This is a genomic window from Homoserinimonas sp. A520, assembly GCF_054489245.1.
The window spans coordinates 549,364-574,042 of the sequence record NZ_JBTMWX010000002.1; the positions used below are offsets into that span (position 1 = coordinate 549,364).

The 24,679-nt window shown below is 65.5% G+C and carries 23 protein-coding genes; 12 read left to right on the top strand and 11 right to left on the bottom strand.

Annotation, left to right across the window (positions count from 1 at the left end; translation table 11 throughout):
- Window positions 1–107 precede the first annotated feature (107 nt).
- Both ACX3PH_RS07230 and ACX3PH_RS07235 read left to right on the top strand, forming a co-directional pair.
- Window positions 108–725 (top strand): ArsR/SmtB family transcription factor, encoded by a 618-nt coding sequence (locus ACX3PH_RS07230; RefSeq protein ID WP_459090892.1) that lies wholly within the window; start codon window positions 108–110, stop codon window positions 723–725.
- 85 nt (window positions 726–810) lie between these two features.
- Window positions 811–1,089, top strand: a complete 279-nt coding sequence (locus ACX3PH_RS07235) for a hypothetical protein (RefSeq protein ID WP_459090894.1) — start codon at window positions 811–813, stop codon at window positions 1,087–1,089.
- Between the two features lie 22 nt (window positions 1,090–1,111).
- Here the strand turns inward: ACX3PH_RS07235 and ACX3PH_RS07240 are convergent, their stop codons facing one another.
- From ACX3PH_RS07240 to valS, 3 genes are read right to left on the bottom strand one after another with little or no spacing between them, the layout of a single operon-like run.
- On the bottom strand, window positions 1,112–1,333 hold the full coding sequence (locus ACX3PH_RS07240; protein ID WP_459090896.1) for a hypothetical protein: 222 nt from the start codon (window positions 1,331–1,333) through the stop codon (window positions 1,112–1,114).
- A complete protein-coding gene (locus tag ACX3PH_RS07245) occupies window positions 1,333–1,776 on the bottom strand; it encodes a GNAT family N-acetyltransferase (protein ID WP_459090898.1) in 444 nt (147 codons plus the stop codon). The genes ACX3PH_RS07240 and ACX3PH_RS07245 overlap by 1 nt, the downstream gene beginning before the upstream one ends.
- Entirely contained in the window at window positions 1,776–4,445 is a 2,670-nt protein-coding gene (gene valS / locus ACX3PH_RS07250) for a valine--tRNA ligase (protein ID WP_459090900.1), read from the bottom strand. Before valS ends, ACX3PH_RS07245 begins: the two co-directional genes overlap by 1 nt.
- Window positions 4,446–4,652: 207 nt before the next feature.
- Here valS and ACX3PH_RS07255 point away from each other — a divergent pair, with 207 nt between their 5' ends.
- On the top strand, window positions 4,653–6,059 hold the full coding sequence (locus ACX3PH_RS07255; protein WP_459090902.1) for an HNH endonuclease signature motif containing protein: 1,407 nt from the start codon (window positions 4,653–4,655) through the stop codon (window positions 6,057–6,059).
- Between the two features lie 310 nt (window positions 6,060–6,369).
- Here ACX3PH_RS07255 and ACX3PH_RS07260 read toward each other — a convergent pair whose 3' ends face one another.
- From ACX3PH_RS07260 to ACX3PH_RS07290, 7 genes are all read right to left on the bottom strand, one after another.
- Window positions 6,370–7,029, bottom strand: a complete 660-nt coding sequence (locus tag ACX3PH_RS07260; protein WP_459090904.1) for a pyridoxine/pyridoxamine 5'-phosphate oxidase — start codon at window positions 7,027–7,029, stop codon at window positions 6,370–6,372.
- A complete protein-coding gene (locus tag ACX3PH_RS07265) occupies window positions 7,029–7,625 on the bottom strand; it encodes a TetR/AcrR family transcriptional regulator (protein WP_459090906.1) in 597 nt (198 codons plus the stop codon). The genes ACX3PH_RS07260 and ACX3PH_RS07265 overlap by 1 nt, the downstream gene beginning before the upstream one ends.
- Window positions 7,625–9,268 carry a dipeptide ABC transporter ATP-binding protein gene (locus ACX3PH_RS07270; RefSeq protein WP_459090908.1) on the bottom strand — a complete coding sequence of 548 codons (1,644 nt, stop codon included), beginning with the start codon at window positions 9,266–9,268 and terminating at the stop codon, window positions 7,625–7,627. Before ACX3PH_RS07270 ends, ACX3PH_RS07265 begins: the two co-directional genes overlap by 1 nt.
- Complete coding sequence (locus ACX3PH_RS07275; protein WP_459090910.1) at window positions 9,265–10,143, bottom strand: ABC transporter permease; 879 nt, start codon at window positions 10,141–10,143, stop codon at window positions 9,265–9,267. Before ACX3PH_RS07275 ends, ACX3PH_RS07270 begins: the two co-directional genes overlap by 4 nt.
- The gene (locus ACX3PH_RS07280) at window positions 10,140–11,063 is read right to left on the bottom strand and encodes an ABC transporter permease (protein ID WP_459090912.1); all 924 of its coding nucleotides are present in this window, start codon (window positions 11,061–11,063) and stop codon (window positions 10,140–10,142) included. The genes ACX3PH_RS07275 and ACX3PH_RS07280 overlap by 4 nt, the downstream gene beginning before the upstream one ends.
- 1 nt (window position 11,064) lies before the next feature.
- Window positions 11,065–12,720 (bottom strand): ABC transporter substrate-binding protein, encoded by a 1,656-nt coding sequence (locus ACX3PH_RS07285; protein WP_459090914.1) that lies wholly within the window; start codon window positions 12,718–12,720, stop codon window positions 11,065–11,067.
- Window positions 12,721–12,857: 137 nt separating this feature from the next.
- Entirely contained in the window at window positions 12,858–13,457 is a 600-nt protein-coding gene (locus tag ACX3PH_RS07290; RefSeq protein WP_459090916.1) for a biotin transporter BioY, read from the bottom strand.
- 176 nt (window positions 13,458–13,633) lie between these two features.
- On the opposite strand from ACX3PH_RS07290, the gene ACX3PH_RS07295 reads away from it, so the two are divergent.
- From ACX3PH_RS07295 to ACX3PH_RS07335, 9 genes are all read left to right on the top strand, one after another.
- Window positions 13,634–13,984 carry a GntR family transcriptional regulator gene (locus ACX3PH_RS07295; protein WP_459090918.1) on the top strand — a complete coding sequence of 117 codons (351 nt, stop codon included), beginning with the start codon at window positions 13,634–13,636 and terminating at the stop codon, window positions 13,982–13,984.
- Window positions 13,981–14,991 (top strand): hypothetical protein, encoded by a 1,011-nt coding sequence (locus ACX3PH_RS07300; RefSeq protein WP_459090920.1) that lies wholly within the window; start codon window positions 13,981–13,983, stop codon window positions 14,989–14,991. The genes ACX3PH_RS07295 and ACX3PH_RS07300 overlap by 4 nt, the downstream gene beginning before the upstream one ends.
- A gap of 213 nt (window positions 14,992–15,204) precedes the next feature.
- Window positions 15,205–18,555 carry an isoleucine--tRNA ligase gene (ileS, locus tag ACX3PH_RS07305; protein WP_459090922.1) on the top strand — a complete coding sequence of 1,117 codons (3,351 nt, stop codon included), beginning with the start codon at window positions 15,205–15,207 and terminating at the stop codon, window positions 18,553–18,555.
- Between the two features lie 10 nt (window positions 18,556–18,565).
- Window positions 18,566–19,957, top strand: a complete 1,392-nt coding sequence (locus ACX3PH_RS07310; RefSeq protein ID WP_459090924.1) for a bifunctional folylpolyglutamate synthase/dihydrofolate synthase — start codon at window positions 18,566–18,568, stop codon at window positions 19,955–19,957.
- Complete coding sequence (locus ACX3PH_RS07315) at window positions 19,954–20,385, top strand: DUF4233 domain-containing protein (RefSeq protein WP_459090926.1); 432 nt, start codon at window positions 19,954–19,956, stop codon at window positions 20,383–20,385. Before ACX3PH_RS07310 ends, ACX3PH_RS07315 begins: the two co-directional genes overlap by 4 nt.
- A complete protein-coding gene (gene ndk, locus ACX3PH_RS07320; RefSeq protein WP_459090928.1) occupies window positions 20,382–20,804 on the top strand; it encodes a nucleoside-diphosphate kinase in 423 nt (140 codons plus the stop codon). The genes ACX3PH_RS07315 and ndk overlap by 4 nt, the downstream gene beginning before the upstream one ends.
- An 80-nt stretch (window positions 20,805–20,884) precedes the next feature.
- On the top strand, window positions 20,885–22,045 hold the full coding sequence (locus tag ACX3PH_RS07325) for an ArgE/DapE family deacylase (RefSeq protein ID WP_459090930.1): 1,161 nt from the start codon (window positions 20,885–20,887) through the stop codon (window positions 22,043–22,045).
- On the top strand, window positions 22,042–23,160 hold the full coding sequence (locus tag ACX3PH_RS07330) for a pyridoxal-phosphate dependent enzyme (protein ID WP_459090932.1): 1,119 nt from the start codon (window positions 22,042–22,044) through the stop codon (window positions 23,158–23,160). The genes ACX3PH_RS07325 and ACX3PH_RS07330 overlap by 4 nt, the downstream gene beginning before the upstream one ends.
- A gap of 46 nt (window positions 23,161–23,206) precedes the next feature.
- Entirely contained in the window at window positions 23,207–23,800 is a 594-nt protein-coding gene (locus tag ACX3PH_RS07335) for a DUF2231 domain-containing protein (protein ID WP_459090934.1), read from the top strand.
- Between the two features lie 18 nt (window positions 23,801–23,818).
- Here the strand turns inward: ACX3PH_RS07335 and ACX3PH_RS07340 are convergent, their stop codons facing one another.
- A complete protein-coding gene (locus ACX3PH_RS07340; protein ID WP_459090936.1) occupies window positions 23,819–24,652 on the bottom strand; it encodes a vitamin K epoxide reductase family protein in 834 nt (277 codons plus the stop codon).
- Between the last annotated feature and the right edge of the window lie 27 nt (window positions 24,653–24,679).

The following is a 24,679-nucleotide window of genomic DNA, read 5'->3' on the forward strand; positions in this document are numbered from 1 at the left end:
AGCCGGAGCCCTGGCTGTGCCAATGGATCGTTGCAAAGAAACAGATGCAAAGACAAAGTTGCAAAGAAGGAGTTGCAAAGAAAGCTTTGCATGTCTAGGCTTGGGGCATGGACAGAAAGCCCGAAGCACCGCGTGATCGCGTCGTCGACCTTGCCTCGCTGAAGGCGCTGGCACATCCACTCAGGGTGCAGCTCTTCGAGGCCCTCTCGATGTATGGTCCCGCCACGGCAAGCGGCCTGGCGGAACGGCTGGGGGAGTCGAGCGGCGCCACGAGTTACCACCTCAGGCAACTGGAGAAGCATGCTTTCGTGCGCGAGGTTGTCGGCAAGGGGACCGGGCGCGAGCGCTGGTGGGAGCGGGCTCCAGGCGGCATCACGGTCGAGCCGGGAGACTTCGCCGACAGCCCGATCGGGCGCGAAGCGTCGCGAATGGTCATCCGCGAGTGGGGTGCCGCACGGGAGCGGTTGCTGAGGGCGTTCGAGGAGCGCGGCTACGACGAGCTCCCGGCTGAATGGGTGGAGGCCAGCATGGTGACCTCCAGCAACCTGAGGCTGACTGTCGAGCAGTTGGCCGACTTCCGGGACCGCTATATGGCCATGGTCGACGAGTTTCTCGACAAGTTCCGCGGCCAGATGGTTCCCGGTTCCCGGCCGGTTCAGATCCAGTTCAACGCGTTCCCGATCATGGACGGTGAAATGACTCCGGGGAGCGACGAAAAACAGTGAATTTCCGGACGAATCCTGCCACTTCGGCAGCCGCAGGAATGTCAGTGGTTGCCCGTAGATTGACAGCTTGGGAGAGGTGAAATCAATGTCTTCAACAACACTGGATGCAACAACACTGGCGTGCCCCGATTCGCGCGCTGCGACGAGGCGGGCCAGGCCTGAGGGCCTGCACCGTCTGGTGCTGGTTATCGGGATGGCGCTGGCCAGTTGGGCACGCAATCGCGCCGACCAGAAAGCGATCGCACGAACTCGGCATCCGCTGTCCGCGCTCAGCGACAGTGAGCGGGCGGAGCTATATCGTGAGGCGAGCCGGCTGCGCGACCAGGCCTATGCCAGTCGTGCGAACTGGCACGTGATCGGCTGACCGCCGGCCGCCGAGCTCAGCCTTAGGGCTCGGACACCACGACGGTGCCATCGCCGCCGACGCGAATGGTGGTGCCGTCATCGAGCTCGACGACCGGCCTGCCTTCCAGCCAGGTGAGGGTCCACCGCCACTGGTTGGTGTCAACGCCCGCAAGATCTGCCTCGACTTGGCGAACCGCCTGAACCACCGATGCCGGGAGTGCCGGTGGTTCATCGCCAACCTTCCAGCGCGTGCCAAGCTGCATCAGGCGTCCATCTCGTAGGTGACCCAGTCGGTCTTCCGCGCGATGCGGTCGTATGCCGCTTGGGCCCGCACGTTGTCGGCAGCGGTGATCCAGCGAATCTGGCTGACTCCCTTCGCGCGTGCCCGCTCTCGCAACGTACTCAGCATCGCGCCGGCAACCCCGCTGCGACGGGCTGCCGGGTCGACGAAGATGTCGTCAAGGTACATCCCCGGGCCGGCGCTGAAGGTGTCGGGCTGTTCGCGATAAATGGCGAACCCGACCACGACGCCGTCATCGTTGGTGGCGACCAGGCCGTTCACCGGATGCAGCGGGTCGAGCAACCACGCCCACACCCCGTCGAGCACCTCGTCGCTGAAGGAGGTCTTGTAGAAGGTGCCGTAGTCGGTGAATAGCTCGCGCCACCGGGTGGCGTCGCGAGGATCGATCGGGCGGATGTCGACCATCAGGCCTCCTGTTCGGCGAACACGATATCGGTGACAGCGAGCTCTGCGCCCTCTGACAACGTAAGGGTCTCGATTCGGCCAACCGCTTTCAGGTCTTCCGTGGCCTGCTCGAGCAACGCCAGCGTAGCCGCCGGGGCGGCGATGGTCGCGGAGGTGACCGGAGTCTTCTGGGAGGCCTTCGCATCCGACTTCGCCCGGCGGATCCCGATGAGTGCGGCGCTGACGGCCGGCAGCAGCCCGCTCGGCCGGTCGTTGCCGGGCGCGGTGGGCCAGGGTGCGACGTGCACTGAGCCGTCGTGGGTCCACGACCAGACCTCTTCGGTAGCGAAGGGCAGGAATGGAGCGAACAACCGCAGCAGAACGTCGATCGCGCTGCGCAGGGCAAGGACGGCGGATGCCTGTGCCTCAGGCGCGGAGGAATCGTAGGCTCGCTCCTTCACCAGTTCCAGGTAGTCGTCGCAGAAGGTCCAGAAAAACTGTTCCGTCGTCTCCAGTGCCCTGGCGTGGTCGTAAGAATCGAACGCCGTGGTTGCCGTCGCGATGACCTTGTGCAGCTCGGCCAGCATGTCCAGGTCGAGCGGATGCGTGACCGCGTTGTTCTCGATTTCGCTGGTTGAGCCCGTTTGGCTGGTTGAGCCCGTCGAAACCCCGCCGGCGACCTCGAACGAGTACACGAACTTGGCCGCATTCAGCACCTTGATGGCGAGCCGGCGCCCGATCTTGATCTGCTTCGGATTTTCCGGGTCGAAAGCCGCGTCTGTGCCGAGGCGGGACGATGCCGCCCAGTAGCGCACAGCATCCGAGCCGTGCTGATCCAGCATGGCGGCCGGGGTGACGACGTTGCCCTTCGACTTGGACATCTTCTTGCGGTCAGGGTCGACGATGAACCCGCTGAGCGCCGCGTTGCTCCACGGCTCGACGCCATGCTCGAGCGCCGAGCGGAGGGCGGTGGTGAACAGCCAGGTGCGGATGATGTCCTGGCCTTGCGGGCGCAGGTCGTAGGGGAACACGGTGTCGAAGAGCTCAGGGTCGCGCTCCCAGCCGCCGGCGAGTTGCGGGGTGAGGGAGGAGGTGGCCCAGGTGTCCATGACGTCGAGGTCGCCCATGAAGCCGGCGGGCTGGTTGCGCTGTGACTCCTCGTAGCCGGGCGCGGCCGCCGAGGACGGGTCGACCGGGAGTGAGTCTTCCGATGGCACGATCGGCTGGTCGAACACCGGGTTGCCGTCGGAGTCGAGCGGGTACCAGAGCGGGATGGGAACGCCGAAGAAGCGCTGGCGGGAGATGAGCCAGTCACCGGTGAGGCCGCCCACCCAGTTCTCGTAGCGCACCCGCATGAATTCGGGGACGAAGTTGATGTCGGTACCGGCCTGCAGCATCCGCGCCTTCAACTCTTCGTCGCGCGCGCCGTTGCTGATGTACCACTGGCGGGTGGAGACGATCTCGAGCGGCTTCTCGCCCTTCTCGTAGAACTTCACCGGGTGGGTGATCGGCTTGGGGTCGCCGATCAGGTCGCCGCTTTCCTTCAGCAGTTCGACCATGGCGGCCTTGGCCGAGAAGACCGTCTTACCGGCGAGCTGTGCGTAGGCGTCCTTCGCCTGGTCGGTGGCCAGGACATCCGGTGCTTCGCTGATGATGCGGCCGTCGCGGCCGATGATGGTGCGGTTGGGCAGGTCGAGTTCGCGCCACCAGACGACGTCGGTGACGTCGCCGAAGGTGCAGATCATGGCGATACCGGAGCCCTTGTCCTTTTGGGCGAGGTGGTGGGAGAGCACCGGGACTTCGACGCCGAAAACCGGGGTGGTCACAGTGGTGCCGAAGAGTGCCTGGTAACGCTCATCATCCGGATGCGCGACCAGGGCAACGCAGGCGGCCAGCAGTTCCGGGCGGGTCGTCTCGATTTGCACGTCGGTGCCGTCAGGCTTGTGGAAGGCGACCCGGTGGTAGGCGGCCGGCATGTCCTTGTCCTCGAGCTCTGCCTGGGCGACCGCGGTACGGAAGGTGATGTCCCACAGCGTGGGCGCATCCGCCTGGTAAGCCTCGCCGCGGGCGAGGTTGCGAAGGAAGGCGCGCTGGGATGCCCGCTGGGCCTCGTCGCCGATGGTGCGGTACGACTGCTTCCAGTCGACGCTGAGGCCGAGTTTGCGCCAGACGTCTTCGAACTGCTTCTCGTCTTCGACGGTCAGCGTCTCGCACAGTTCGATGAAGTTGCGGCGGGAGATCGGCAGCTGGTCTGCGGCCTTGCTCGACTTGTTGTCTCCGCCCTCGAATGGCGGCGTGAAGTCGGCGTCATAGGGAAGGGTGGGGTCGCAGCGCACGCCGTAGTAGTTCTGCACGCGGCGCTCGGTGGGGAGGCCGTTGTCGTCCCAGCCCATCGGGTAGAAGACCGTCTTGCCGCGCATCCGCTGGAAACGGGCGATGACGTCGGTGTGGGTGTAGCTGAAGACGTGCCCGATGTGGAGTGTGCCGGAGGCCGTTGGTGGGGGAGTGTCGATGGAGAAGACCTGGCGACTCAGGGCGCTTTCGCTACTTAAGCTGGTTGAGCTTGTCGAAACCCGCTGCGCAACCGCCGCATCGCGGTCGAACCGGTATGTCCCCTGGCCCTCCCAGACCTGGTCCCATTTGGCTTCCAGCCCTTCGAGGGCGGGCTTTTCTGGGATGGCGTCGGCCATGAGGTTCTCCGGTCTTCTATGTGCGGCACCGTGTCATGTACTGAGGTGCCTGAGTGTGGGGTTGTCTCCATGCTAGCGAACCGGATACTTGGCACCCTGAAGCGACCGGTCATCACATGTTCTCCTCCACAACCCAACCGTCAAGATCTTCTCCACAGATTGCTGAGATCCCTTCGTAATTAACAACGACAGTGAGAGAATATTGATATGCCAGAAATCGTAATCAGGTTCGACACCGCGGATGGTCCCGCCGCGTGTGTCGACGCGATTTCGGCTGCGCTCACCGAAGTGCTCCCATTTACTGTGCGCTCCACCGACGACACTGCTCTCTTGACCACAACGGCCTCCACCGAGCGTCTGGGACGCCAGGTGGATGCGCTTCGTGTGGGGTGCGCCGGCGAACTCGCTGAGCGCTCGCGGGCGTCGCTCGGGTCTGACTCCCTGGCTGCCAAGAAGGGCTGCGCCAGTGCGGCAGAACTTGTGACCCGCGTCACCCGGATATCCGCCTCATCCGCTCGCGGCCGGATCAAGCTCGGCGAGCAGACGCGTTCACAGCTCTCCCTTTCGGGCATTGAGTTCTCACCTCGTTTCCCTCGGATCGCGGCGGCACTGGAGGCGGGCACCCTCGGTTTCGATTCGGCGCACGCGATTCTGGCCGGTTTGGTTCCCATCATCGACAACGCTGCAATCGATGAGATCGGCGCCGCCGAAGCCGAGCTGGTGGCGGCCGCGACTGGGGCTTCGCCGGACTCTCCCGTACCGTGTCCCGCCGATGAGATCCGTGCGCAGGCGCAGGTGTGGAAGTCGGTTCTCGATCCCGACGGCCTCGAGCCTTCAGAAGAACGGATGATGCGCAAGCGAGGCTTCAGCCTTCCGCGTGAGCGCGGTGGGCTCCTGTGCGGAACGTACGCATTGATGCCCGAGATCGGTGGCAAGTTCATCCGGATGTTCGATGCCTGCCAGTCGCCAAAGTCAGCACCGGCGTTCCTTCGCGATGAGGAGTTCGCGGAAGAGAAGCTCGAGGCAGACCCTCGCACGCCGGAACAGTTGCGTCACGATGTGGTGGCTGCAATGGTCGACTCGTTCGCCCGCAGTGGTGAGGCGCCGACGATCGGTGGCGCCGCGCCGACAGTGCTGGTCAGCGTTCGGGAGTCAGACCTGGCGCGCGGCCGTGGTGCAGGCTGGATCGACGGGGTTGACTCCCCGGTTTCGTTCCGCACGGTCAAGCAGGCGATCTGCACCGGAGGCACCCAGACGGTCCGGTTCGATGAAACGGGTCGAATTATCGAGCTCGGTTCGCCGCAGCGGTGTTTCACACCGGCCCAACGCAAGGCGATCACCCTTCGGGATGGCGGATGCATCATCCCCGGGTGCAATATTCCCGCCTGTTGGACGGAGATCCACCACGTGCTCCCGGATGCGGAGGGTGGCCCCACTCATACAGACAACGGTGTCTTGTTGTGCTGGTTCCACCATCGAAGTATCGAGACCTCCGGATGGCTCATCCGGATGGTCGCCGGCGTCCCCCAAATCAAGGCACCACCCTGGATCGAATGGGATAGCCCGTGGAGAGTCGCCACCAAGTCGAAAACCCGGCGAGCGGATCTGCTGTAGAGCTGCGGTTGCTTTCCGATGCGGGTGGCTCGGGCGATAGGTGCTTCTCGAGCTTGGATGCCCAGTAGATCGATCCATACAGTGCCACGAGGCCGCTAATTGCCATCAAGACCCCGCCGAAACGGATGACGGCAATCCCGGGCGCCCGAACACTCCAAAAATGCTTTGGCTCATCAGGAAAGATCCGCGAATAGATGTTCCTCACACGGTTCGAGAAGAAAAGGAAGGGTACGGCTGTCGCCAGGACCAAGGATGCCAGGACGGCAAAAAGTATTACGTTCCCTAACGGACTCTCCATGGTGTGGTGCAATCACGGCCAGAGGAGCGTCTTCTCCCACGTTGTATCGCGCCGCTCAAACAGAACCCGCGTGTGATCACGACCGGCGGATGCCTGCCAGAACTCGACGCGGGACGGGTTCAGCGCATACAAGGTCCAGTCGCTGTCGACCGTTTCCGGGTTCCCGGAGAGCTCCCGGAGCGCCGCATCGAGCGCAGCACCATACGCATCCGGGTCAGCCAACGGAGAACTCTGGCGCCCGACGAGCGTCGCAGCCCGCGAACCGATGGGGCGGGCGAGGAAGTCCTGTGCCGACTCCTCCGCAGGCAACTCGCTCACCGCACCAGAAACCCGCACCTGCCTCGCCGTCGCGGGCCAGAAGAACGTCAGCGACGCAACCGGGTTCTCCCGCAAGTCGAGCCCCTTCGGACTGGTGCGATGCGACGCGAACTGCCAACCGCGATCGTCCACGTCCTTGAGGATCAGAAACCGACCACTCGGCACTGCTGCAGCACGGCTCGTCGACAGGCAAGCGGCATGGGGAGCAAGTTGTCCGGCAGCAGCCGCATTCTCGAGCCAGTCGAGAAACAGGGTGGTGGGGTCCTGGGGCAAGGTCGCTGTGTCGAAAGGCGCGACAGCATCCGGAAATACAGGCAGTTCCCGCAACCAGGTCCGCACGTTCTTCTGGGTCATCACCCCATGCTGTCAAACCCGGCGACCACCGGGGCCAACGCCGCACGAAGATAGGGCTCAACCTCGCCACGACTCGTCCCGGCATCCGCCCACTCCAGACCAGCCGCGATCACCGCACCGAGCGCCGCGTAAGCCGCCGTCTGGGCCAGCAACCGGTCGAACCCTCGTGACACCAGGAAACTGCGAATGACAGCCGACTGCCGGGTGAATCGTGTCAACGCGGACGCCTGCAGCTCGTTGACGCTCCCGATCAACTCGTATTGGGTCAGGGCGAGCGGAACGCGATCGGGGCCGAATTCGCGCCCGAAGCGGATGATCGCATCCAGCACCGCCTGCATCGGCGACCCATCCGTGGCCCCATCAGCGAGGGCATCCGCCAGCCTGCTCAGCGAATCGTCCAGCTCCACCCAGAAAACGTCGCCCTTGGCGGTGAAGTAGTTGAAGAAGGTGTTACGACTCACCCCGGCACGCGTGGTGATCTGCTCAACAGTGGTACCCGCGAAACCGTTCTCCAGGAACAACTCGAGCGCCGCCTCCTGCAGCAACTCCCGCGAAGCCGACTGCGGTCGCCCTCTGGCGGCTGGGACATTGTTCATTACTCGGTCCTTTCGGGCAGACGTGGGGCTGCTTCAACGAGTTGGCGGGTGTAATCGTGGGCAGGGGAGTCGAAGACCTCCGCCGCAACACCGGTCTCGACGATACGGCCATCCCGCATCACCGCCACTGTGTCACTCATGTGCTGAACCACACCCAAATCGTGGGAGATGAACAAGTAGCTGAGACCCAGCTCACGCTGCAGGTCAGTCAACAGGTCGAGCACCTGCGCCTGCACCGAGACGTCCAGAGCAGACACCGGCTCATCGCAGACGATGATCCGCGGATTCGCCGCGAGAGCCCGGGCGATCGCCACCCGCTGCCGCTGCCCACCGGACAGGTGCAACGGACGCCTCCAACCCACGGTCGAAGGCAAGCCCACCGCATCCAGCAACTCCCCGACACGCTTCCGCGCACCGGCATCACGGATGCTCCGACCCGAGGTGACCGCGTCAGTCAGCACCTGCTCGACGGTGTGCCGCGGATCGAACGAGCTCAGCGGATCCTGGTAGATCCCACCGAGCAGCGCCCGCCGGCCACGCCGCTCACGCTCCAGAAGCGGAACCCACGGCTCACCCAACAGCGTCACGGCACCGGCATCCGGCTCGGTCAGACCGAGGATCATCCGCGCCACAGTGGTCTTGCCGGAACCCGACTCACCGACCAGGCCGAGAGTCCCACCAGCACGCAACTGCAGCGACACCTGGTCAGCGGCCCGCAACCGACGCCCATGACGCAGCGCGAACTCCTTGGTGAGGTCCGTCGCCTCCAGCACGAGCGACCCAGGCTGCGAGGAGGCCTTCGGCCGAACATCCGCCTCCAATGTCCGGGCCGGCTCGGCAGACAACCGCTCGCCCCGCCGATGCGCCGACGGCACAGCAGCGATCAGCGCCCGCGTGTACGGATGCTCGGGGGAGCCCAGCACCTCGGCCGTCGCCCCCTGCTCAACAATTCGGCCATCCTGCATGACCGCGACCCGGTCGGCGACACCACTGACCACAGCGAGATCGTGGCTGATCAGCAACAGTGCCGTACCGGCATTCTTCAACTCCGCCAGCAGGTCAAGAATCTGGGCTTGGATCGTCACATCGAGCGCCGTCGTCGGCTCATCGGCGATCAGCAGCCCCGGATTCAGCGCGATAGCGGATGCGATCAACGCCCGCTGACGGAGCCCGCCAGACAGCTCACCTGAGCGCTGCAGCATCCGCTGCTCCGGCTGCGGCATGCTCACCGACTCCAACAACTCCAATACCCGCGTCCGCCGCGCCGCCGGCGACAGGGAGGTGTGCAGCCGCAACGAATCATCGATCTCGCGACCGATCGGCCGCAGCGGATCCAGGGACACCAGCGCATCCTGCAGCACCAACCCGACCTCTTTGCCACGGATGCTGCGGAGCTCGCCTTGCCGAAGCTCAAGGATCGCGTGCTCGCCCACCTGCAACCGGTCGGCGGAGACCCGCGCTCCGGCGCCAGCGAGACCGATCAGAGATCGCGCAGTAACGCTCTTGCCCGAACCGGACTCACCAACCAGCGCCAGGCACTCCCCGGCAGCCAACTCGAACGACAAGCCGTCGACCGCCACCACCTGCCGGGCGGACTGGCCGAACGCCACCCGAAGGTTCTGCACCGAGACAACTGGGTTCACTGCTCCACCTGCCTGGTCCTGGCCTGCAGGCTGCGACCCAGCGAGGTTGCCGCTCCGGCGGCAAGAACGATGAACAACCCAGGGAACACGGTCAGCCACCACGCGTTCGAGATGTAGGTGCGCCCGGCCGAGAGCATCGCACCCCATTCGGCGGCAGGTGGAACCGCGCCCAGTCCGAGATAGCTGAGCGACGACGCCCAGACGATCGCCTGCCCGACCCCCAGCGTTGCCAGAACGAACACCGGTGCCACCGCGTTGGGGAGGATGTGCCGCCGAAGGATGGTGAACCGCGACCTGCCGAGCACAGTCGCCGCCTCGACATAGGGGGCGCCACGGACAGCACGAATCTGGGAGCGGATGATGCGCGCGTAGCCCGGTGCGGCCGAGATGCCGACGGCGATCGTGGAAGTCACGATGCCGGGCCCGACGATCGCGATGAAGACGAGCGCGAGGAGCAGACCGGGGAGGGCGAACAGTACTTCTCCAATGCGCGTGACCGTGTAGTCGACGGGCTTGGGCCCGAGCCCGCCCAGGATGCCGAGAATCAGCGCGAGTCCGATCCCGATGGCAGTTGCCGCCACCCCGATCAGTAAGGACGGCCTCGCACCGTGGATGGTCCGCGAGAAGACATCGCGACCGGACTCGTCGGTGCCGAACCAGTGTGCCGCGTTCGGCGACTGGAACGCCTCCCGCGGGCTGATCGCCAGCGGGTCCACCGAAGTGAACAGCTCGGGAACGATGGCGGACAGGGCGAGGAACGCCAGTGCGGCGAAGGACACGACCTCGCCAACGGTGGGGCGGGATCCCGGCCGCGCCTTCGTGGTCGGGCGTGTCACCGTGCCGCTCTGTGTCGCCTCCGCATCCGTCAGGCTCATGACGACCTCAGCCTCGGGTCGGCGATGCGGTCCACCGCGTCGGTGGCGATGGTGACCAGCACGAAGGCAAGAGCCGAGACCAGCGCCACCCCGGTGACCATCGGCACATCGCGAATGGTGACCGCGTTCAGCAGGCTGCGACCCAGACCGGGGCGCGCGAACACCGTCTCAACCACGACCGCGCCACTGATGAGCGACCCGAATGCCCAGCCGGACAGCGAGATCGCCGGCAGGGCGGCATGGCGGATGGCGTGCCTCCAGCGAACACCGGTCTCCGACTCGCCGCGGGCCCGTGCGGAGAGCACGAAAGGCGACTCGAGCGCATCCGCCAGCGACTCCCGCATCACCTGGCCGAGGAAGCCGGCGAGCGGGATGGCGAGGGTCAGCACCGGGAGAACCAGGCCGAGCGGCCCGGGCACGCTGATCGGCGGCAGCCAGTGCAACGCCGAACTGAACAACAGGATGAACAGCGACGCCAGCCAGAAGTGCGGCACCGCGGCGGCAACGATCTCCATGCCGGAGCCGACCATGCGGGCCGCCCTGCCGCCGCGGGTCGCCCAGGTGGCCAACACCAGCGCGAGCGCCCAGGCCACGATCAGGGACAAGGCGGTCAGCACCAGCGTGCTCCAGAACAGTTCCCCCAGTAGGGCCGCGACATCGGCTTTCAAGGCGTAGGACGACCCGAGGTCACCGCTGAGCAACCGGAGCATCGACTGCACATACTGGACGAGCAGCGGCTGGTCGAGTCCGTAGTCCCTGCGGACCTTTTCCAGGGCCTCCGGCGAAGCCTGGGAACCCGGGCCGCCGAGGATGGCCTCAGCCGGATCGCCCGGGATCAGCCTCAGGCCGAAGAAGATGAGCGTGGCGACCGCCCACAGCACGAAGGCGCCGCCGAGCACACGGCTGACGACCCACCGCACGTTACCGGCTCAGCCAGACGTCGTAGAAGGTGGGGGTGGACACCGTCGGCATCGCCCGCAAGCCGTTGACTGCATCGCCGACCAGGAAGTGGTTCTGCTGGTCGTAGAGCGGCAGTACGTAATAGCCGCTGAGAATCCGCTGCTGCACCTCCTCGTACAGGCTGGCACGCTCTGCGGGGTCGGAGACCTGGCTGGCCTTGCTGAGGAGGGCGTCCACCTCAGGGTCGCTCAACTGGGAGAGGTTCGCGAAGTATCCGCTCGGTGCCGGCACGATCGAGTCGGAGTGGAACAGGATGCGCAGCACGTCTGGTCCAACCTTGGTATACGGCGCGCTCACCAGGTTGTACTCGTTCACGAAGAGGGCGCCATACCAGCTGGAGAGATCCAGTGGCTTGAGGTTGACCTCGAAGCCGACCGCCTTCACCGTTGCCTGAATCTGTTCGAATAAGGACTGCTCGGCGGGGATCGACTGGTTGGTGCTCACCGGGAAGTCGAGGCTCAGGCGCACGCCGTCCTTGACCCGATAGCCTTCGCTGTCCTTCTCGGTCCAGCCGGCCTCATCGAGAAGCGCATTGGCCTCATCGAGGTTCACGGAGAAGTGTTCCTCGCCAGAAACTCCGAGCGCCTCGACACTGGAGAGCACGGAGTACGAGCGCCCTGCGGTGCCGAAGAACAGGCTATCGATGCCGTCGTTGACGTCGGCGGCACGGATGAATGCTTCGCGAACGCGCACATCGTCGAACGGAGCCTTACCGGAGTTCAGCTCGATGCGGTTGGATGCACCTGGCCTCGGGGCATCCAACTCGGTAATGGTCCCGATCGATTCCGCCGCCGCGATGTTGCTGGGCTGGGCGTTGTCGATGACATCGACCTGCCCGCCCTGCAGAGCGGAATAGCGTGAGGCCGAGTCGGGGATGAAACGCCAGACGATCTCGTCGAGCCAGGCGACACCGTCGTGGGCGGCATCTTCGGGAGGTGAGTTGTAATCCTCATTCCGCACCATGGTGATTGAGTCCTGCTTGGCCCACCCATCGACCACGAACGGCCCGGTGCCGATCGGGCTCTCGCAGTTGGCCTCCATGCCACGCTCCATGCCGGCGGGAGACTGGATTGCCAGCCACGGCATCGACAGGGAGTCGAGCAGCGCGCTGTCTGGCGCACTCAGGTTGAAGCGAACGGTGTGTTCATCGACGGCCTCGGTGGATGCGACCTTCCCGAGGGCCAGATAGCCGGTGGAGGATGCCGTTGCCGGGTCGAGGAGGTGCGCGACGTTGGCCCGCACTGCTTCCGCATTCAGTGGTGTGCCATCGGTGAACGACACGTCGTCGCGGAGCGTGAACTCCCAGCTCAAGCCGTCTTCAGCTGGAGTCCATTCGGTTGCCAGCCAGGGGATGATCTCCCCGTCCGCGTTCTTCGAGACCAGCGATTCCAGGTACTGCGTGGCCACCAGTGCCTGTGGGTAGTTCCCGCCGACATGGGGATCGAGGCAGGTGGGCTCGGCGTCTCCGGTGGCGTACACCAGCGTGCCACCTGCGACGGGTTCGCTCGACGCGGTAGGCGATGCCGAGCATCCGGTCGCCAGCAGTGCGAATGCGGCCAGCCCTGCGGCGGTGGTGATGAGGCGGCGACGGGTGTGGGCAGGCGTGTGCAACGGCATGGAATTCCTTGACGGGTGACGGGAGATTGTTTGACTCAGTCCAATAATGCTACGGGTTTTCTCACCGTCATTGACGCAGATGAAACCAAACGGGCCGCAATCAGCGCGATTGCGACCCGTTTGTTACGAAGAAGTGACTACTTCTTGCGGCTGTCCAGCCAGTTGACGAGCTTCCAGCTTCCCGGGATCAGGGCGGCGGCGATGGCCGCCTTGACGATGCCGCCGATGATGAACGGGTACAGGCCCCAGGCGAGCGTCTGCTCCAGGGTTCCGCCGAGTGCGAGGGACAGTCCCACCAGGCCGAACGCGAAGATGACGACGGTGCCGGCCAGGAACGACAATCCTGCGCCGAGGAACTTCTTGTCCCAGTTGCGCTGGGCAAGCCAGCCGGTCAGTGCTGCGGCGAACACGAAGCCGACGATGTATCCGCCGGTTGAGCCGAAGAGTACGGCGAACCCGGCCTCGCCGTCGCTGAAGATCGGGAGGCCGATCGCACCCAGCACCAGGTACAGGGCCATCGAGGCGGCACCACGGGTCGCACCGAGGCTGCTGCCGACGAGCAGTACGGCGAGCGTCTGCATGGTGATCGGCACTGGCCAGAGCGGGATGGCGAGCTGGGCGGCACCCGCGGTCAAGGCGGCGCCCGCGGCGACCAGGACGACATCGGTGGCCAGGCTGCGCGAGATGACGCGATCGGCGAGGGTGGGGCGAGAAAGAGTTACAGCGAGGGTCGACACGCGACTCTCCTTTCAGCGTTCGGCGAATGCTTCAGATTGTGGGGATGAATTCATAGTAGAGGCGCGCTCCGGGGTGGTTGGGAGGAAATCAAACAAACTATGGCCGATTCTTTGTGGTGAGCGGATGCTCGCAACACAAGTTGATCTATTAGCACTAGAACAACTATGCTTGGTTCATGCTCATTCGCGTCGATGCCTCCTCGGCGGTTCCGCTGTTCGACCAGCTTGCCGCCAGCATCCGCGCCTCCGCCATCACCGGACGGGTGGCGGCCGGTGAAAGGCTCCCCAGCGCCCGCGAACTCGCCGAATCCCTCGACGTGAACGTGCATACGGTACTGCGCGCCTACCAATTGCTGCGTGACGAGGGGCTCATCGAATTGCGCCGCGGCAGGGGCGCCATCGTCACTGACCGGGCCGCCGACTACGCCGACCTCAGTGGCGCCATTCGCACGGTCGTCGACGAGGCGCGGAAACTCGACGTATCGCCGACCACCCTGACTGCCCTGATCCGAGAGGCCTACCAATGACCACCACCCCTGCCGATCAGCAGCGGCGAACGCGACGGCTGGCTCTCCTGGTCGGCGGCGCATTGCCCCTGATGATCGCCGTCGTCACAACCGTGCTGATGATCGGCTGGCTGCCGGAACTGCCCGACCCGATCGCGGTGCACTGGAGCGGCGCGGGGCCGGACGGTTTCGGCCCGGCATGGCCGATGGTGCTGCTTCCTGGTGGCTTGACCCTGCTGTACGCGGCGTTTGCGGTCGGAGCAGCCTGGAAGACACTGGAGAGCGGACTCCTGACCTGGAATCAGAAGTTCGTGCTGGCGACCGGACTGTGGCTCAGCGCGCTGCTCAGCATCGGAATCGGCGGATCCATCGAGGCGCGTGGACTGGACGACGCAAGGGAGGCCGCCGACATCGGATGGCTGATGCTCGCCGGGGCGTTGGCCGGCCTCGTGCTGGCCGTCGGGGCGTGGTTCATCCTGCCGAAGACGGGCCGTGTCGACATTCCGGCCGACGAACCGGAGCCGCTGACCCTGGCCCCCGGTGAACGTGTCAGTTGGTCCCGCAGCGTGCGGTTGTCCCGTCGCGTGATCATCTTCGTCTCAGGCATCGTGTTGATCACTGTTGCGACGGCGGTGTTCACGGCGGTGGCCGCGCCCCAGGCACTGGGGTTTGCCCTCGCCTCATTGATCGTGGTGACCCTGCTCACGCTGATGACCAGTTGGTGGACGGTGACGGCAGACCGCCGCGGCCTCCGCGTGGTGAGTGTTTTCGGCTGGCCGCGCATGGTCATCCCGCTGAGCGAGATCGCCGAGGTCAACGCGGTCCAGGTGAGTCCGACGGCTGAGTTCGGTGGATGGGGCTGGCGGTTGGACGGCGCCGGGCGAACCGGGATCATCATGCGGACCGGTTCCGCGGTACAGGTGACGCGGGCGTCCGGAAAGAAGTTCGTGGTCACCGTCGATGATGCCGACACCGCGGCATCCGTTCTCGCAGCGTTGATCGGCTCGCGAACCGATCGGCTAAAGTAGGCGGATAGGCATCGATCCGGCCATCACCGGGGAGCCTTCGGAAGAACAGCTGCCAACCTCAGGGGGGCAACCCAGTAGAACCGAACGGGTCTGGCCCGTCACAGCCAAAGAACAAGCGGTCAGGCGGTGACGCCTGGCAAGCGGGGTGGTACCGCGATGGATGGGAAGCTCATTCACCGCCCTCGTGCAGACGAAGTTCCTGCCAGGAGTGACATGACCTACCCGCGAACCGCACCGGATGCCCGTGACGGCGCTCCGAAGCCGCTGAGCCCGAGCCCGCGCTTCCCCGACATCGAGACCGGCATCCTCGCCTTCTGGAAGCAGGACGACACCTTCCGCGCCTCTGTCGACCAGCGAGACGGATGCGAGGAGTGGGTCTTCTACGACGGCCCGCCGTTCGCGAACGGCCTTCCCCACTACGGGCACCTGCTCACCGGCTACGCCAAGGACCTGTTCCCGCGGTTCCAGACCATGCGCGGCAAGCAGGTGCACCGTCGTTTCGGCTGGGACACCCACGGGTTGCCGGCAGAACTCGAGGCCATGCGCCAACTCGGTATCACCGAGAAGAGCGAGATCGAGAAGATGGGCATCGCCGCCTTCAACAAGTCGGCGCGCGAATCGGTGCTCAGGTACACCGATGACTGGCAGGCGTATGTGACCCGGCAGGCGCGCTGGGTCGACTTCGAGAACGACTACAAGACCCTCGACCCCGGTTTCATGGAGTCGGTGCTGTGGGCTTTCAAGACGCTGCACAACAAGAATCTCGCCTACGAGGGTTTCCGCGTGCTTCCGTATTGCTGGAACGATGAGACCCCGCTGTCGAACCACGAGCTGCGCATGGACGACGACGTCTACAAGATGCGCCAGGACCAGACCGTGACGGTCACCTTCCCGCTGGTCGGGCCGAAAGCCGAGGCGCTGGGGCTGACTGCTGTCCGCGCGCTCGCCTGGACGACCACCCCGTGGACCCTGCCGACGAACATGGCCCTCGCCGTCGGACCGCAGATCGAGTATGCCGTTGTTCCGGCCGGACCGCTGGGCGCCGGCGATGGGGCCGCGGATGGCGTGGCCGACTACCTGCTGGCGGCCGACACGGTCGCGGCGTACCACAAGGATCTCGGTTACGAGTCGGCTGCGGCAGCGACGGATGCCGTGACGCGCACGATTCGGGGCGAGGAGATCGACGGCGTGCGTTACGACCGCCTCTGGGACTTCTATGCGGATGCCGACACTTACGGCACCGAGAACGCCTGGCAGATCCTGGTCGCCGACTATGTCGCTACCGGTGAGGGCACAGGCATCGTTCACCAGGCACCGGCCTTCGGTGAGGATGACCAGATCGTCACCGGCCTTGCCGGCATACCGGTACTCATTTCCGTGGATGAGGGCGGCAAGTTCCTGCCCATCATCGAGCCGGTCGCCGGTCTTCAGGTGTTCGACGCGAACAAGCCCCTGACCCAGCTACTTCGTGCCGACGGACGGCTCTTGCGCGTGGCCAGCTACGAGCACAGCTATCCGCATTGCTGGCGCTGCCGCAACCCGCTGATCTACAAGGCGGTGTCGAGCTGGTTCATCAAGGTGCCCGAGTTCCGAGACCGCATGGGCGAGCTGAACGAGCAGATCACCTGGGTTCCGGAGAACGTCAAGCACGGCCAGTTCGGCAAGTGGGTGGCCGGCGCGCGCGACTGGTCGATCTCCCGCAACCGCTACTGGGGTTCCCCGATCCCGGTCTGGAAGAGCGACAATCCCGACTTTCCGCGCATCGACGTCTACGGTTCCCTCGCCGAACTGGAGGCCGACTTCGGCCGGTTGCCGCAGAACGAGGCAGGCGAGACCGACCTGCACCGTCCGTACATCGACGAGCTGACCCGGCCCAACCCCGACGACCCGACCGGCCAGTCGACGATGCGCCGCATCGAGGATGTACTGGACGTCTGGTTCGACTCCGGCTCGATGCCGTACGCCCAGGTGCACTACCCGTTCGAGAACGCGGAGTGGTTCGACAACCACAGTCCGGCCGACTTCATCGTCGAGTACATCGGCCAGACCCGCGGCTGGTTCTACACGATGCACGTGCTGTCGACCGCATTGTTCGACCGCCCGGCTTTCAGCAGCGTTCTCAGTCACGGCATCGTGCTGGGCAGCGACGGCCAGAAGATGTCGAAGTCACTGCGCAACTATCCGGATGTCTCCGAGGTCTTCGACCGGGACGGCGCGGATGCGATGCGCTGGTTCCTGATGTCGTCATCCGTCATCCGCGGCGGCAACCTGGTAGTCACTGAGGAGGGCATCCGCGAAGGTGTACGCCAGTTCCTGCTGCCGCTGTGGAGCAGCTACTACTTCTTCACGCTGTATGCGAACGCCTCGACGGGCCCCAGCGCAAGTGTGTCCGGCGGCTACGAGGCCGTCTGGCGCACCGACTCGACGCACGTGCTCGACCGCTACCTCCTGGCCAAGACCCGCCAGCTGATCGGCGACGTCACGAATGACCTGGAAGCCCTCGACTCCCCGATGGCGGCCGCCAAGCTCCGCGACTTCGCGGATGTTCTCACCAATTGGTACGTGCGCCGCAGCCGCGACCGGTTCTGGGCGGGCGACGACGGCTCAGCCGGCTGGCGTGACGCCTTCGACACCCTCTTCACCGTGCTGGAGACGGTCACGCGGGTCGCAGCCCCGTTGATCCCGCTCGTGTCCGAGGAGGTCTGGAAGGGCCTCACCGGCGGGCGCAGCGTTCACCTGCAGGATTGGCCCGACGCGGAGCTTTTCCCCGATGACGACTCGCTCGCCGAGACGATGGACCGGGTGCGTGAGATCGCATCCGCCGGCCTCGCCCTTCGCAAGTCGACCGGACTTCGCGTTCGCCTCCCGCTTGCCAGGCTCACCGTGGTCAGCGACGACGGCAACCGGCTGCAGGAATTCTCAGACATCCTCGGCGACGAACTGAATGTGAAGCAGGTCGAATTCACGCCGTTGGTGGAGGACAGCCTCACCAGGTTCGGCATCGTGCGCAAGCTCTCGGTGAACGCCCGCGCGGCGGGGCCGCGCATCGGCAAGGCCGTGCAGCAGGTGATCAAGGCCGCCAGGGAGGGTTTCTGGGAGCAAACCGGTGACACGATCACGGTCGACGGGATCGAACTGCTGCCGGCGGAGTTCGACCTCGAGCTCACTGCGAGCGACGACTCGAGTGCGATCACCTTCCTGCCCGCTGGTGGCTTCGTGCTTCTGGACACCGAGACGACGGTTGAGCTCGAAGCCGAGGGCCTCGCCCGCGACCTGGTGCGCGCCGTGCAGGAGACCAGGCGTTCGGCCGGGTACCAGGTGAGCGACCGCATCCGGTTGTCCCTGGTGTTCGAGCTGGGGGCGGATGCGACCGCTGTCGCCGGTTTCCAGACCCTCCTTGCAGATGAGACGCTGGCGACCGAGGTGACTGTCACGTCCGGAGTCCCGCCAGAGCTGACCGTTCCGGTCGGCGGTTTCCGCTCGCAGGTTGCGGCCGGTCAATACGCGAATTCAGGTGGGGTCACCATTGACGTGGCCGTGGTAGGAGCAGCCAGCAATGTCTAAGGAGCCAGGAATGTCTAAGAAGCCGCTGACTGACGACCCGGAGCTGGGTGACGACGCCCTGTTCCAGGGGGAAGCGGATGCCGTCTACGCCGAGCTCCTGAGGCGCGTGGGTGAGGCCAATCCCCGTCCCCGACTGGACGCCACTCGACGGGCCGTCGAACTGCTCGGCGACCCGCAGCGCGCGTACCCGATCATCCACGTGACCGGAACGAACGGCAAGACCAGCACCAGCCGCATCACCGAGAGCCTCCTGCGTGCCCACGGGCTGCGCACCGGTCTGCTGACGAGCCCGCACCTGGTGCGGGTGAACGAGCGCATCATGATCGACGGGGAGCCGATCAGCAACGAGGCGTTCGTCGCGAACTGGCGTGACATCGAACCGTACCTGGCCATGGTCGACGCTGAGCTGGAGAAGGAGGGCGAACTCCCCCTCACCTTCTTCGAGGCGTTCACCGTGCTCGGATTCGCCAGTTTCGCCGATGCCCCGGTCGATGTCGCCGTCATCGAGGTCGGCATGGGCGGGGAGTGGGATTCCACCAACGTGGGCGACGGCCAGGTTGCCGTGTTCGCCCCGATCGCGCTGGACCATGTGGCGCGTCTGGGTTCTACGATCACCGAGATCGCCCGCACCAAGGCGGGCATCATCAAGCCGGATGCGATCGTGGTCAGCGCTGAGCAGTCAGCGGACGCCCTCTCAGAGCTCTCTCGTGCGGCGGAGAAGAACAACGCGACAATGTCGGTGCAGCAGCGGGAGTTCTCTTTGGTGAGCAGCTCGGTCGCCGTCGGCGGGCAGTTGATCACCGTGAAGGGCCGCGCCGCAACCTATCCGGACCTGTTCCTCCCGTTGTTCGGGCATCACCAGGCCCAGAACGCCGCAGTCGCGATCGCCGCCGTCGAGTCTTTCCTCGGCGATGGAAGCCAGCCCATCTCGCAGGACGTCGTCGCAGAGGGATTCGCAACGGTGACATCCCCGGGCCGCCTCCAGCTGATTGGGATCGAGCCGAGCGTCATCGTGGATGCCGCCCACAACCCCCACGGCGCGAAAGCGGTCGCCGAGGCAATGGGCGAATACTTCACCTTCGAGGAGATCGCCATCGTGCTGGGCGTGCTCGAAGACAAGGACACCGAGCACATCATCCAGGCTCTCGCCCCGTTGACCAGCCGGTTCCACGTGACCACGTCGAGCTCCGAACGCGCGATCTCGCCCGACGATCTCGCCTACCAGGTTCGGGATATTGCCGGGGCGGATGCCACCTACGAGTTCGATACCCTCGAAGAGGCCGTCGACGAGGCTCGTCGCTGGGCGGGGGAGACGACCACCCGAGCGGTGCTGGTCACCGGTTCGATCACTCTCGTCGGCGAAACCATGGCGTTGGCCGCCAGGCAGGGATGGATGCGATGAGTGCGGCATCGGGAGCGAAGCCCCGCCGGAGGCGCTCTGCCACCCAGAGCCTGCTCTCCATCGTCCTGGCGCTGGACGCCGTGTTGGTGTTCTTCGTCATGATGACCGCTTTCGGTCTTCACCTGCATCCGCCCGGCATTGTCTTCAGTGTGGGCATCGGCCTCATCGTCGTCCTCGCGGCAGCCAGCCGAGTGATGGACAAGCCCTGGGGCGTCTGGATCGGCCACGCGCTCCAGCTGGTGCTCATTGCGTTCGGCTTCGTGCTCCCGGCCATGTTCTTCGTCGGTGCACTGTTCGCCGGCCTATGGATCTACTGCTTCTACGCCGGTCGGCGCCTGGACCGTCGCAACGCCGCCGATTCTGACAACCCTGCTTCCAGCACCCCCGATTCCAGCAAGTCCAACCCCCAGACCAAGGAGAACCCATGACCGCCACCGTCGAAGAAACACTCGTCCTGATCAAGCCGGACGGTGTTGCACGCAACCTGACCGGGGAGATCCTGCGCCGCATCGAGGCGAAGGGCTACTCGCTGGTCGACCTGAAGATGGTGACCGCCGATCGCGACCTACTGGCCGCTCACTATGAGGAGCACCAGGGCAAGCCCTTCTACGAGCCGCTGGTCGAGTTCATGGAGTCCGGCCCGATCGTCGCCGCCCGGGTGGTCGGCAACAGTGTGATCGACGGTTTCCGGTCCTTGGCCGGCACCACAGACCCCACCACGGCTGCGCCGGGCACCATCCGCGGTGACCTTGGTCGCGACTGGGGCCTGCGCGTGCAGCAGAACCTGGTGCACGGCTCTGATTCCCCGGAGTCCGCACAGCGCGAGCTCGCCCTCTGGTTCGGCTGAGCTGCGCATCACGGCGAGTCGCGTGAGACGAGCGACTTCACGCTGAGTTGCGTGCCATGGTGGGAGCCGGGAGGACATTCGTGAACACAGGCACACCGAGCTCCGGGCTTCTGGCGGAACTCATCGCCATCGATTCGAGCAATCCCGACCTGGTTCCGGGCGCTGCGGGGGAGTCGGCAATCGCAGACCACGTCAGCGATTGGCTCGGGGCGCGCGGTTTCGAGATCCATCGGCTGGAAGAGCGCCCTGGCCGCCCGTCAATCGTCGCGATCGCGGCAGGCACGGGCGGTGGCCGGAGCCTCATGCTGAATGGGCATCTCGACACCGTGACCCTTGCCGGGTATGACGGCGACCCGCTGGAGCCGGTGATTCGCGATGGCAGCATGTTCGGCCGCGGCGCCTTCGACATGAAAGGCGGCATGGCCGCGATGATGGTGGCCGCCGCTGATGCCGCGGCCCGACCGCACGCCGGCGACATTATTCTCGCCCTCGTCGCAGACGAAGAATACGGCAGTGCAGGCACCGAGGAGGTGCTGCGATCATTCACCGCGGACGCCGCCATCGTCACCGAGCCGAGCCACCTCGAGGTCACGCTCGCCCACCGGGGATTCGCCTGGTTCGACGTGACCATCGAAGGGGTGGCGGCGCACGGCTCCCGTCCCGACCTCGGCGTGGACGCGATCGCGAAGGCCGGCTACCTGCTGGTCGAGATCGACAAGTGGGCTGATTCCCTGGCGGCCGGCCCCGCGCATCCGGTGCTCGGGCCTGGCAGTGTGCATGCCTCGATGATTACGGGCGGGGAGGAACTCTCGAGCTACCCGGCACGCTGCACGGTATCCATCGAACGCCGGACGGTCCCGGGCGAGAACGCCGACACGGTGGAGGCAGAACTGAGGCGGATGCTCGAAGGCATCCGGGCGGTGCAACCCGAGTTCCGGTACGCCATTTCTCGCGGCATTGAACGGCATCCGTTCCAGGCGGATGAGTCCGAAGCCATTGTGCAGGCGACATTGGCGGCCGTCGAGTCAGTGACGGGTCTCCCCGCCGTTCGGCGCGGCGAGCCTTTTTGGACCGACTGCGCGCTGCTCGCCGAGGCGGGCATCCCGTGCCTGTTGTTCGGCGTCGATGGCGGTGGAGCGCACGCCGCAACGGAATGGGTGACCCTGCGCTCCCTCGAAACCGTCACCCAGGTACTGACCGACGTCATCACCGACTACTGCGGAGGAGTTCAAGCATCATGACCGAGGAGTTCTATTCGAATCCGGATGCGCGCGATTGGCGCACCGAGCCCGTCCCGAGCGCCATCCAGGAGTTTCACCGCAGCCTGCCCGGGTACCGGCCGAGCCCGCTCACCGAGGTGCCTTCGCTGGCAGCCGAACTTGGCGTCGGGCGGGTTTTCGTGAAGGACGAGTCGTCGCGGTTCGGGTTGCCGGCATTCAAGATGGTTGGTGCGTCGTACGCGGTCTCCCGTATCCTCTCGGCGCGAGTCGGGTCGCCTGACGTGGCGCTCGGCTTCGATGAGTTGCGTGCCAGGTTGGCCGGCGAAGACCCGGTGACACTGGTCGCCGCCACCGACGGAAACCATGGCCGCGCGGTCGCCCACATGGCGCGCCTGCTTGGTCTGCCCTCCCGCATCTTCGTCTCCGCCTACCTGTCAAAGGACGCATGGTCCGCCATCGAGTCCGAGGGCGCACACGTGGTCGGAGTGGATGCGGAGTACGACCAGGTGGTCGAGGCTGCGCGAGCCTGGGTTGCCGAGGCCGGTGCTCGAGCGCTGCACATTCAGGACACCGCCTGGCCCGGCTACACGGAAATACCGCAGTTGATCGTCGACGGCTACTCGACGATTTTCGTCGAAGCCGACGCGCAACTCCGGGAAGCGGGAATCGAGACCGCCGACCTGGTCGCCATCCCGGTCGGGGTGGGATCGCTGGCCGAGGCGGGCATCCGCCACTACCGTGAATCGCCCGAGGCGCCGGCCGTGCTGAGCGTGGAGCCGGTGAACGCGCCATCCGTCATCGTCTCGCTGAAGAACCAGGCGCTGACCACCGTCCCGACCTCGTACACGATCATGGCCGGACTGAACTGCGGCACCCCGTCGACGAATTCGTGGCCTTACCTGGAGAAGGGGCTGGATGCTGCGGTCACCGTCTCCGAGGACGCGACCCGCCAGGCGGTACACGACTTGAAAGCCCTCGGCGTGGATGCCGGACCGTGCGGCGCATCGTCGCTGGCCGGCGTTCGCACTGTCGCATCGGACCCGGCGCGCCGCAGCGCCGTCGCGATGGGGGAGCGCGCCGTCATCGTGCTGCTCAGCACCGAGAGCCGGGCGGCCAACCCCACCGCGGCCGCCTGACGCCAGGGTTCAGCGCCGACGGCGTCGTGCCAGAGGGCCGCCCACCGTGGCCGGAACCCGGCGAGCGGACTATGTTGCCCATGAGAGCGGCCCCGTCGCATCCGTCGGGCCGACCGATGAACTCGGAGGCATTGTGGACAAGCACACACCGCTTCAGGCGGCCAAACACCCGCGCACCCCGCTGGCCGGCCCGTACGGGCATCCGTTCCACCCGATTCTCGTCACCATTCCGATCGGAACGTGGGTGGCCAGCATCATTTTCGACATCCTGGGCGGCGTCAGCGACGATCCGACCGTCTTCGTCACCGGGGCACAGGCGCTGATCGCCATCGGCATCATCGGTGCGCTTCTCGCGGCGATCTTCGGGTTCCTGGACTTCCTGATGATCGCGGCCGGCACCAAGGCCAAGGCGACGGCGGTCACGCACATGTCGCTCAACCTCGGCGTGGTCGGGCTGTTCATCATCAACTATTTCGTGCGCGCTGGAGCAGAGCACGATGAGGTGAACGTGCTGGGTGTGGTGCTCAGCATCATCGGCCTTGCCGTGCTGGGCATGTCGGGCTGGCTCGGCGGCAAGCTGGTTTTCCACTACGGAGTTCGGGTGGCCGACGAGCAGACCCAGCAGGAGGGCTTCCGCTGATCGCCTGGCCGGTCGGCGTCACAGGTACGACAGCACGTCCAGTCGCAACTGCGCGATGACCGCGACGGCCAGGTAGCTTGCGACGGTGATCAACGGAACCCAGCCGTAGGCGCGCCCGATGACGCGCTTGGCCGCGGTTCCGAAATGCCCGTCCCTGGCGCCGCGCAAGGTGACCGCCCAGAACAGCGGAATCGTGACCGCCCAGGTGGCCATGCACCATGGGCAGAGCGTGCCCAACACGAAAACGCTCTGGCCGATGAACCACACCACGAAAACCATTGTGCAGACAACGCCGGCGGTGAAGGCGATCCAGAACCACCGAGCCAGGCGGATGCCGGCGAGCAGGAGGCATCCGACGGTGAAGACGGCAGCCCAGCTGGCGATACCGAGCAACGGGTTCGGGAACCCGAACACGGAACCCTGCCAGGAATCGAGGTTCGTGCCGCACTGCACCAGCAAGCTGACGTTGCAGCTCAGATCCGCGCTCGGCTCCAGGAGAAGTTGCACCTTGTCCGCAGCCAGCGCGAACGCGGCGTACCACCCGATCGCACCGAAAACGAGCAGCCACAAACCGAGCGAAGTGTCCCGCCGGACCGCCTGGGTCCGAGGTGAGCGTCCGCGTGCCAGGATGGCCGTCGCCAGCACGAGGGTCACCACGCCGAAGGAGAGGGTGAACACGCCGATGGGAACACCCAGGGCGGGCGAAAACTCGTCAGTTGTGGGCAGTGTCGCGTAGTCCCGAACCGTCTGCAAAAAGCCGACCAGCGCACCCAGCGCTCCCAGTACGACCAGCGTGACGGTCACACCGACAAACCGCGCCAGGTTCGCACGCTGGCTTGTTCCCTGGGACATGCTCGGATTATTGCACGCGTCAAATGC

Bases quoted from the DNA above. Each gene is read 5' to 3' on its own strand.
- ACX3PH_RS07330 (WP_459090932.1), top strand. From the start codon at position 22,042: ATGACCGAGGAGTTCTATTCGAATCCGGATGCGCGCGATTGGCGCACC.
- ACX3PH_RS07260 (WP_459090904.1), bottom strand. From the start codon at position 7,029: ATGACCCAGAAGAACGTGCGGACCTGGTTGCGGGAACTGCCTGTATTT.
- ACX3PH_RS07230 (WP_459090892.1), top strand. From the start codon at position 108: ATGGACAGAAAGCCCGAAGCACCGCGTGATCGCGTCGTCGACCTTGCC.
- ACX3PH_RS07285 (WP_459090914.1), bottom strand. From the start codon at position 12,720: ATGCCGTTGCACACGCCTGCCCACACCCGTCGCCGCCTCATCACCACC.
- ACX3PH_RS07255 (WP_459090902.1), top strand. From the start codon at position 4,653: ATGCCAGAAATCGTAATCAGGTTCGACACCGCGGATGGTCCCGCCGCG.
- ndk (WP_459090928.1), top strand. From the start codon at position 20,382: ATGACCGCCACCGTCGAAGAAACACTCGTCCTGATCAAGCCGGACGGT.
- ACX3PH_RS07235 (WP_459090894.1), top strand. From the start codon at position 811: ATGTCTTCAACAACACTGGATGCAACAACACTGGCGTGCCCCGATTCG.
- ACX3PH_RS07265 (WP_459090906.1), bottom strand. From the start codon at position 7,625: ATGAACAATGTCCCAGCCGCCAGAGGGCGACCGCAGTCGGCTTCGCGG.
- valS (WP_459090900.1), bottom strand. From the start codon at position 4,445: ATGGCCGACGCCATCCCAGAAAAGCCCGCCCTCGAAGGGCTGGAAGCC.
- ACX3PH_RS07245 (WP_459090898.1), bottom strand. From the start codon at position 1,776: ATGGTCGACATCCGCCCGATCGATCCTCGCGACGCCACCCGGTGGCGC.
- ACX3PH_RS07310 (WP_459090924.1), top strand. From the start codon at position 18,566: ATGTCTAAGAAGCCGCTGACTGACGACCCGGAGCTGGGTGACGACGCC.
- ACX3PH_RS07275 (WP_459090910.1), bottom strand. From the start codon at position 10,143: ATGAGCCTGACGGATGCGGAGGCGACACAGAGCGGCACGGTGACACGC.
- ACX3PH_RS07240 (WP_459090896.1), bottom strand. From the start codon at position 1,333: ATGCAGCTTGGCACGCGCTGGAAGGTTGGCGATGAACCACCGGCACTC.
- ACX3PH_RS07295 (WP_459090918.1), top strand. From the start codon at position 13,634: ATGCTCATTCGCGTCGATGCCTCCTCGGCGGTTCCGCTGTTCGACCAG.
- ACX3PH_RS07300 (WP_459090920.1), top strand. From the start codon at position 13,981: ATGACCACCACCCCTGCCGATCAGCAGCGGCGAACGCGACGGCTGGCT.
- ACX3PH_RS07340 (WP_459090936.1), bottom strand. From the start codon at position 24,652: ATGTCCCAGGGAACAAGCCAGCGTGCGAACCTGGCGCGGTTTGTCGGT.
- ileS (WP_459090922.1), top strand. From the start codon at position 15,205: ATGACCTACCCGCGAACCGCACCGGATGCCCGTGACGGCGCTCCGAAG.
- ACX3PH_RS07315 (WP_459090926.1), top strand. From the start codon at position 19,954: ATGAGTGCGGCATCGGGAGCGAAGCCCCGCCGGAGGCGCTCTGCCACC.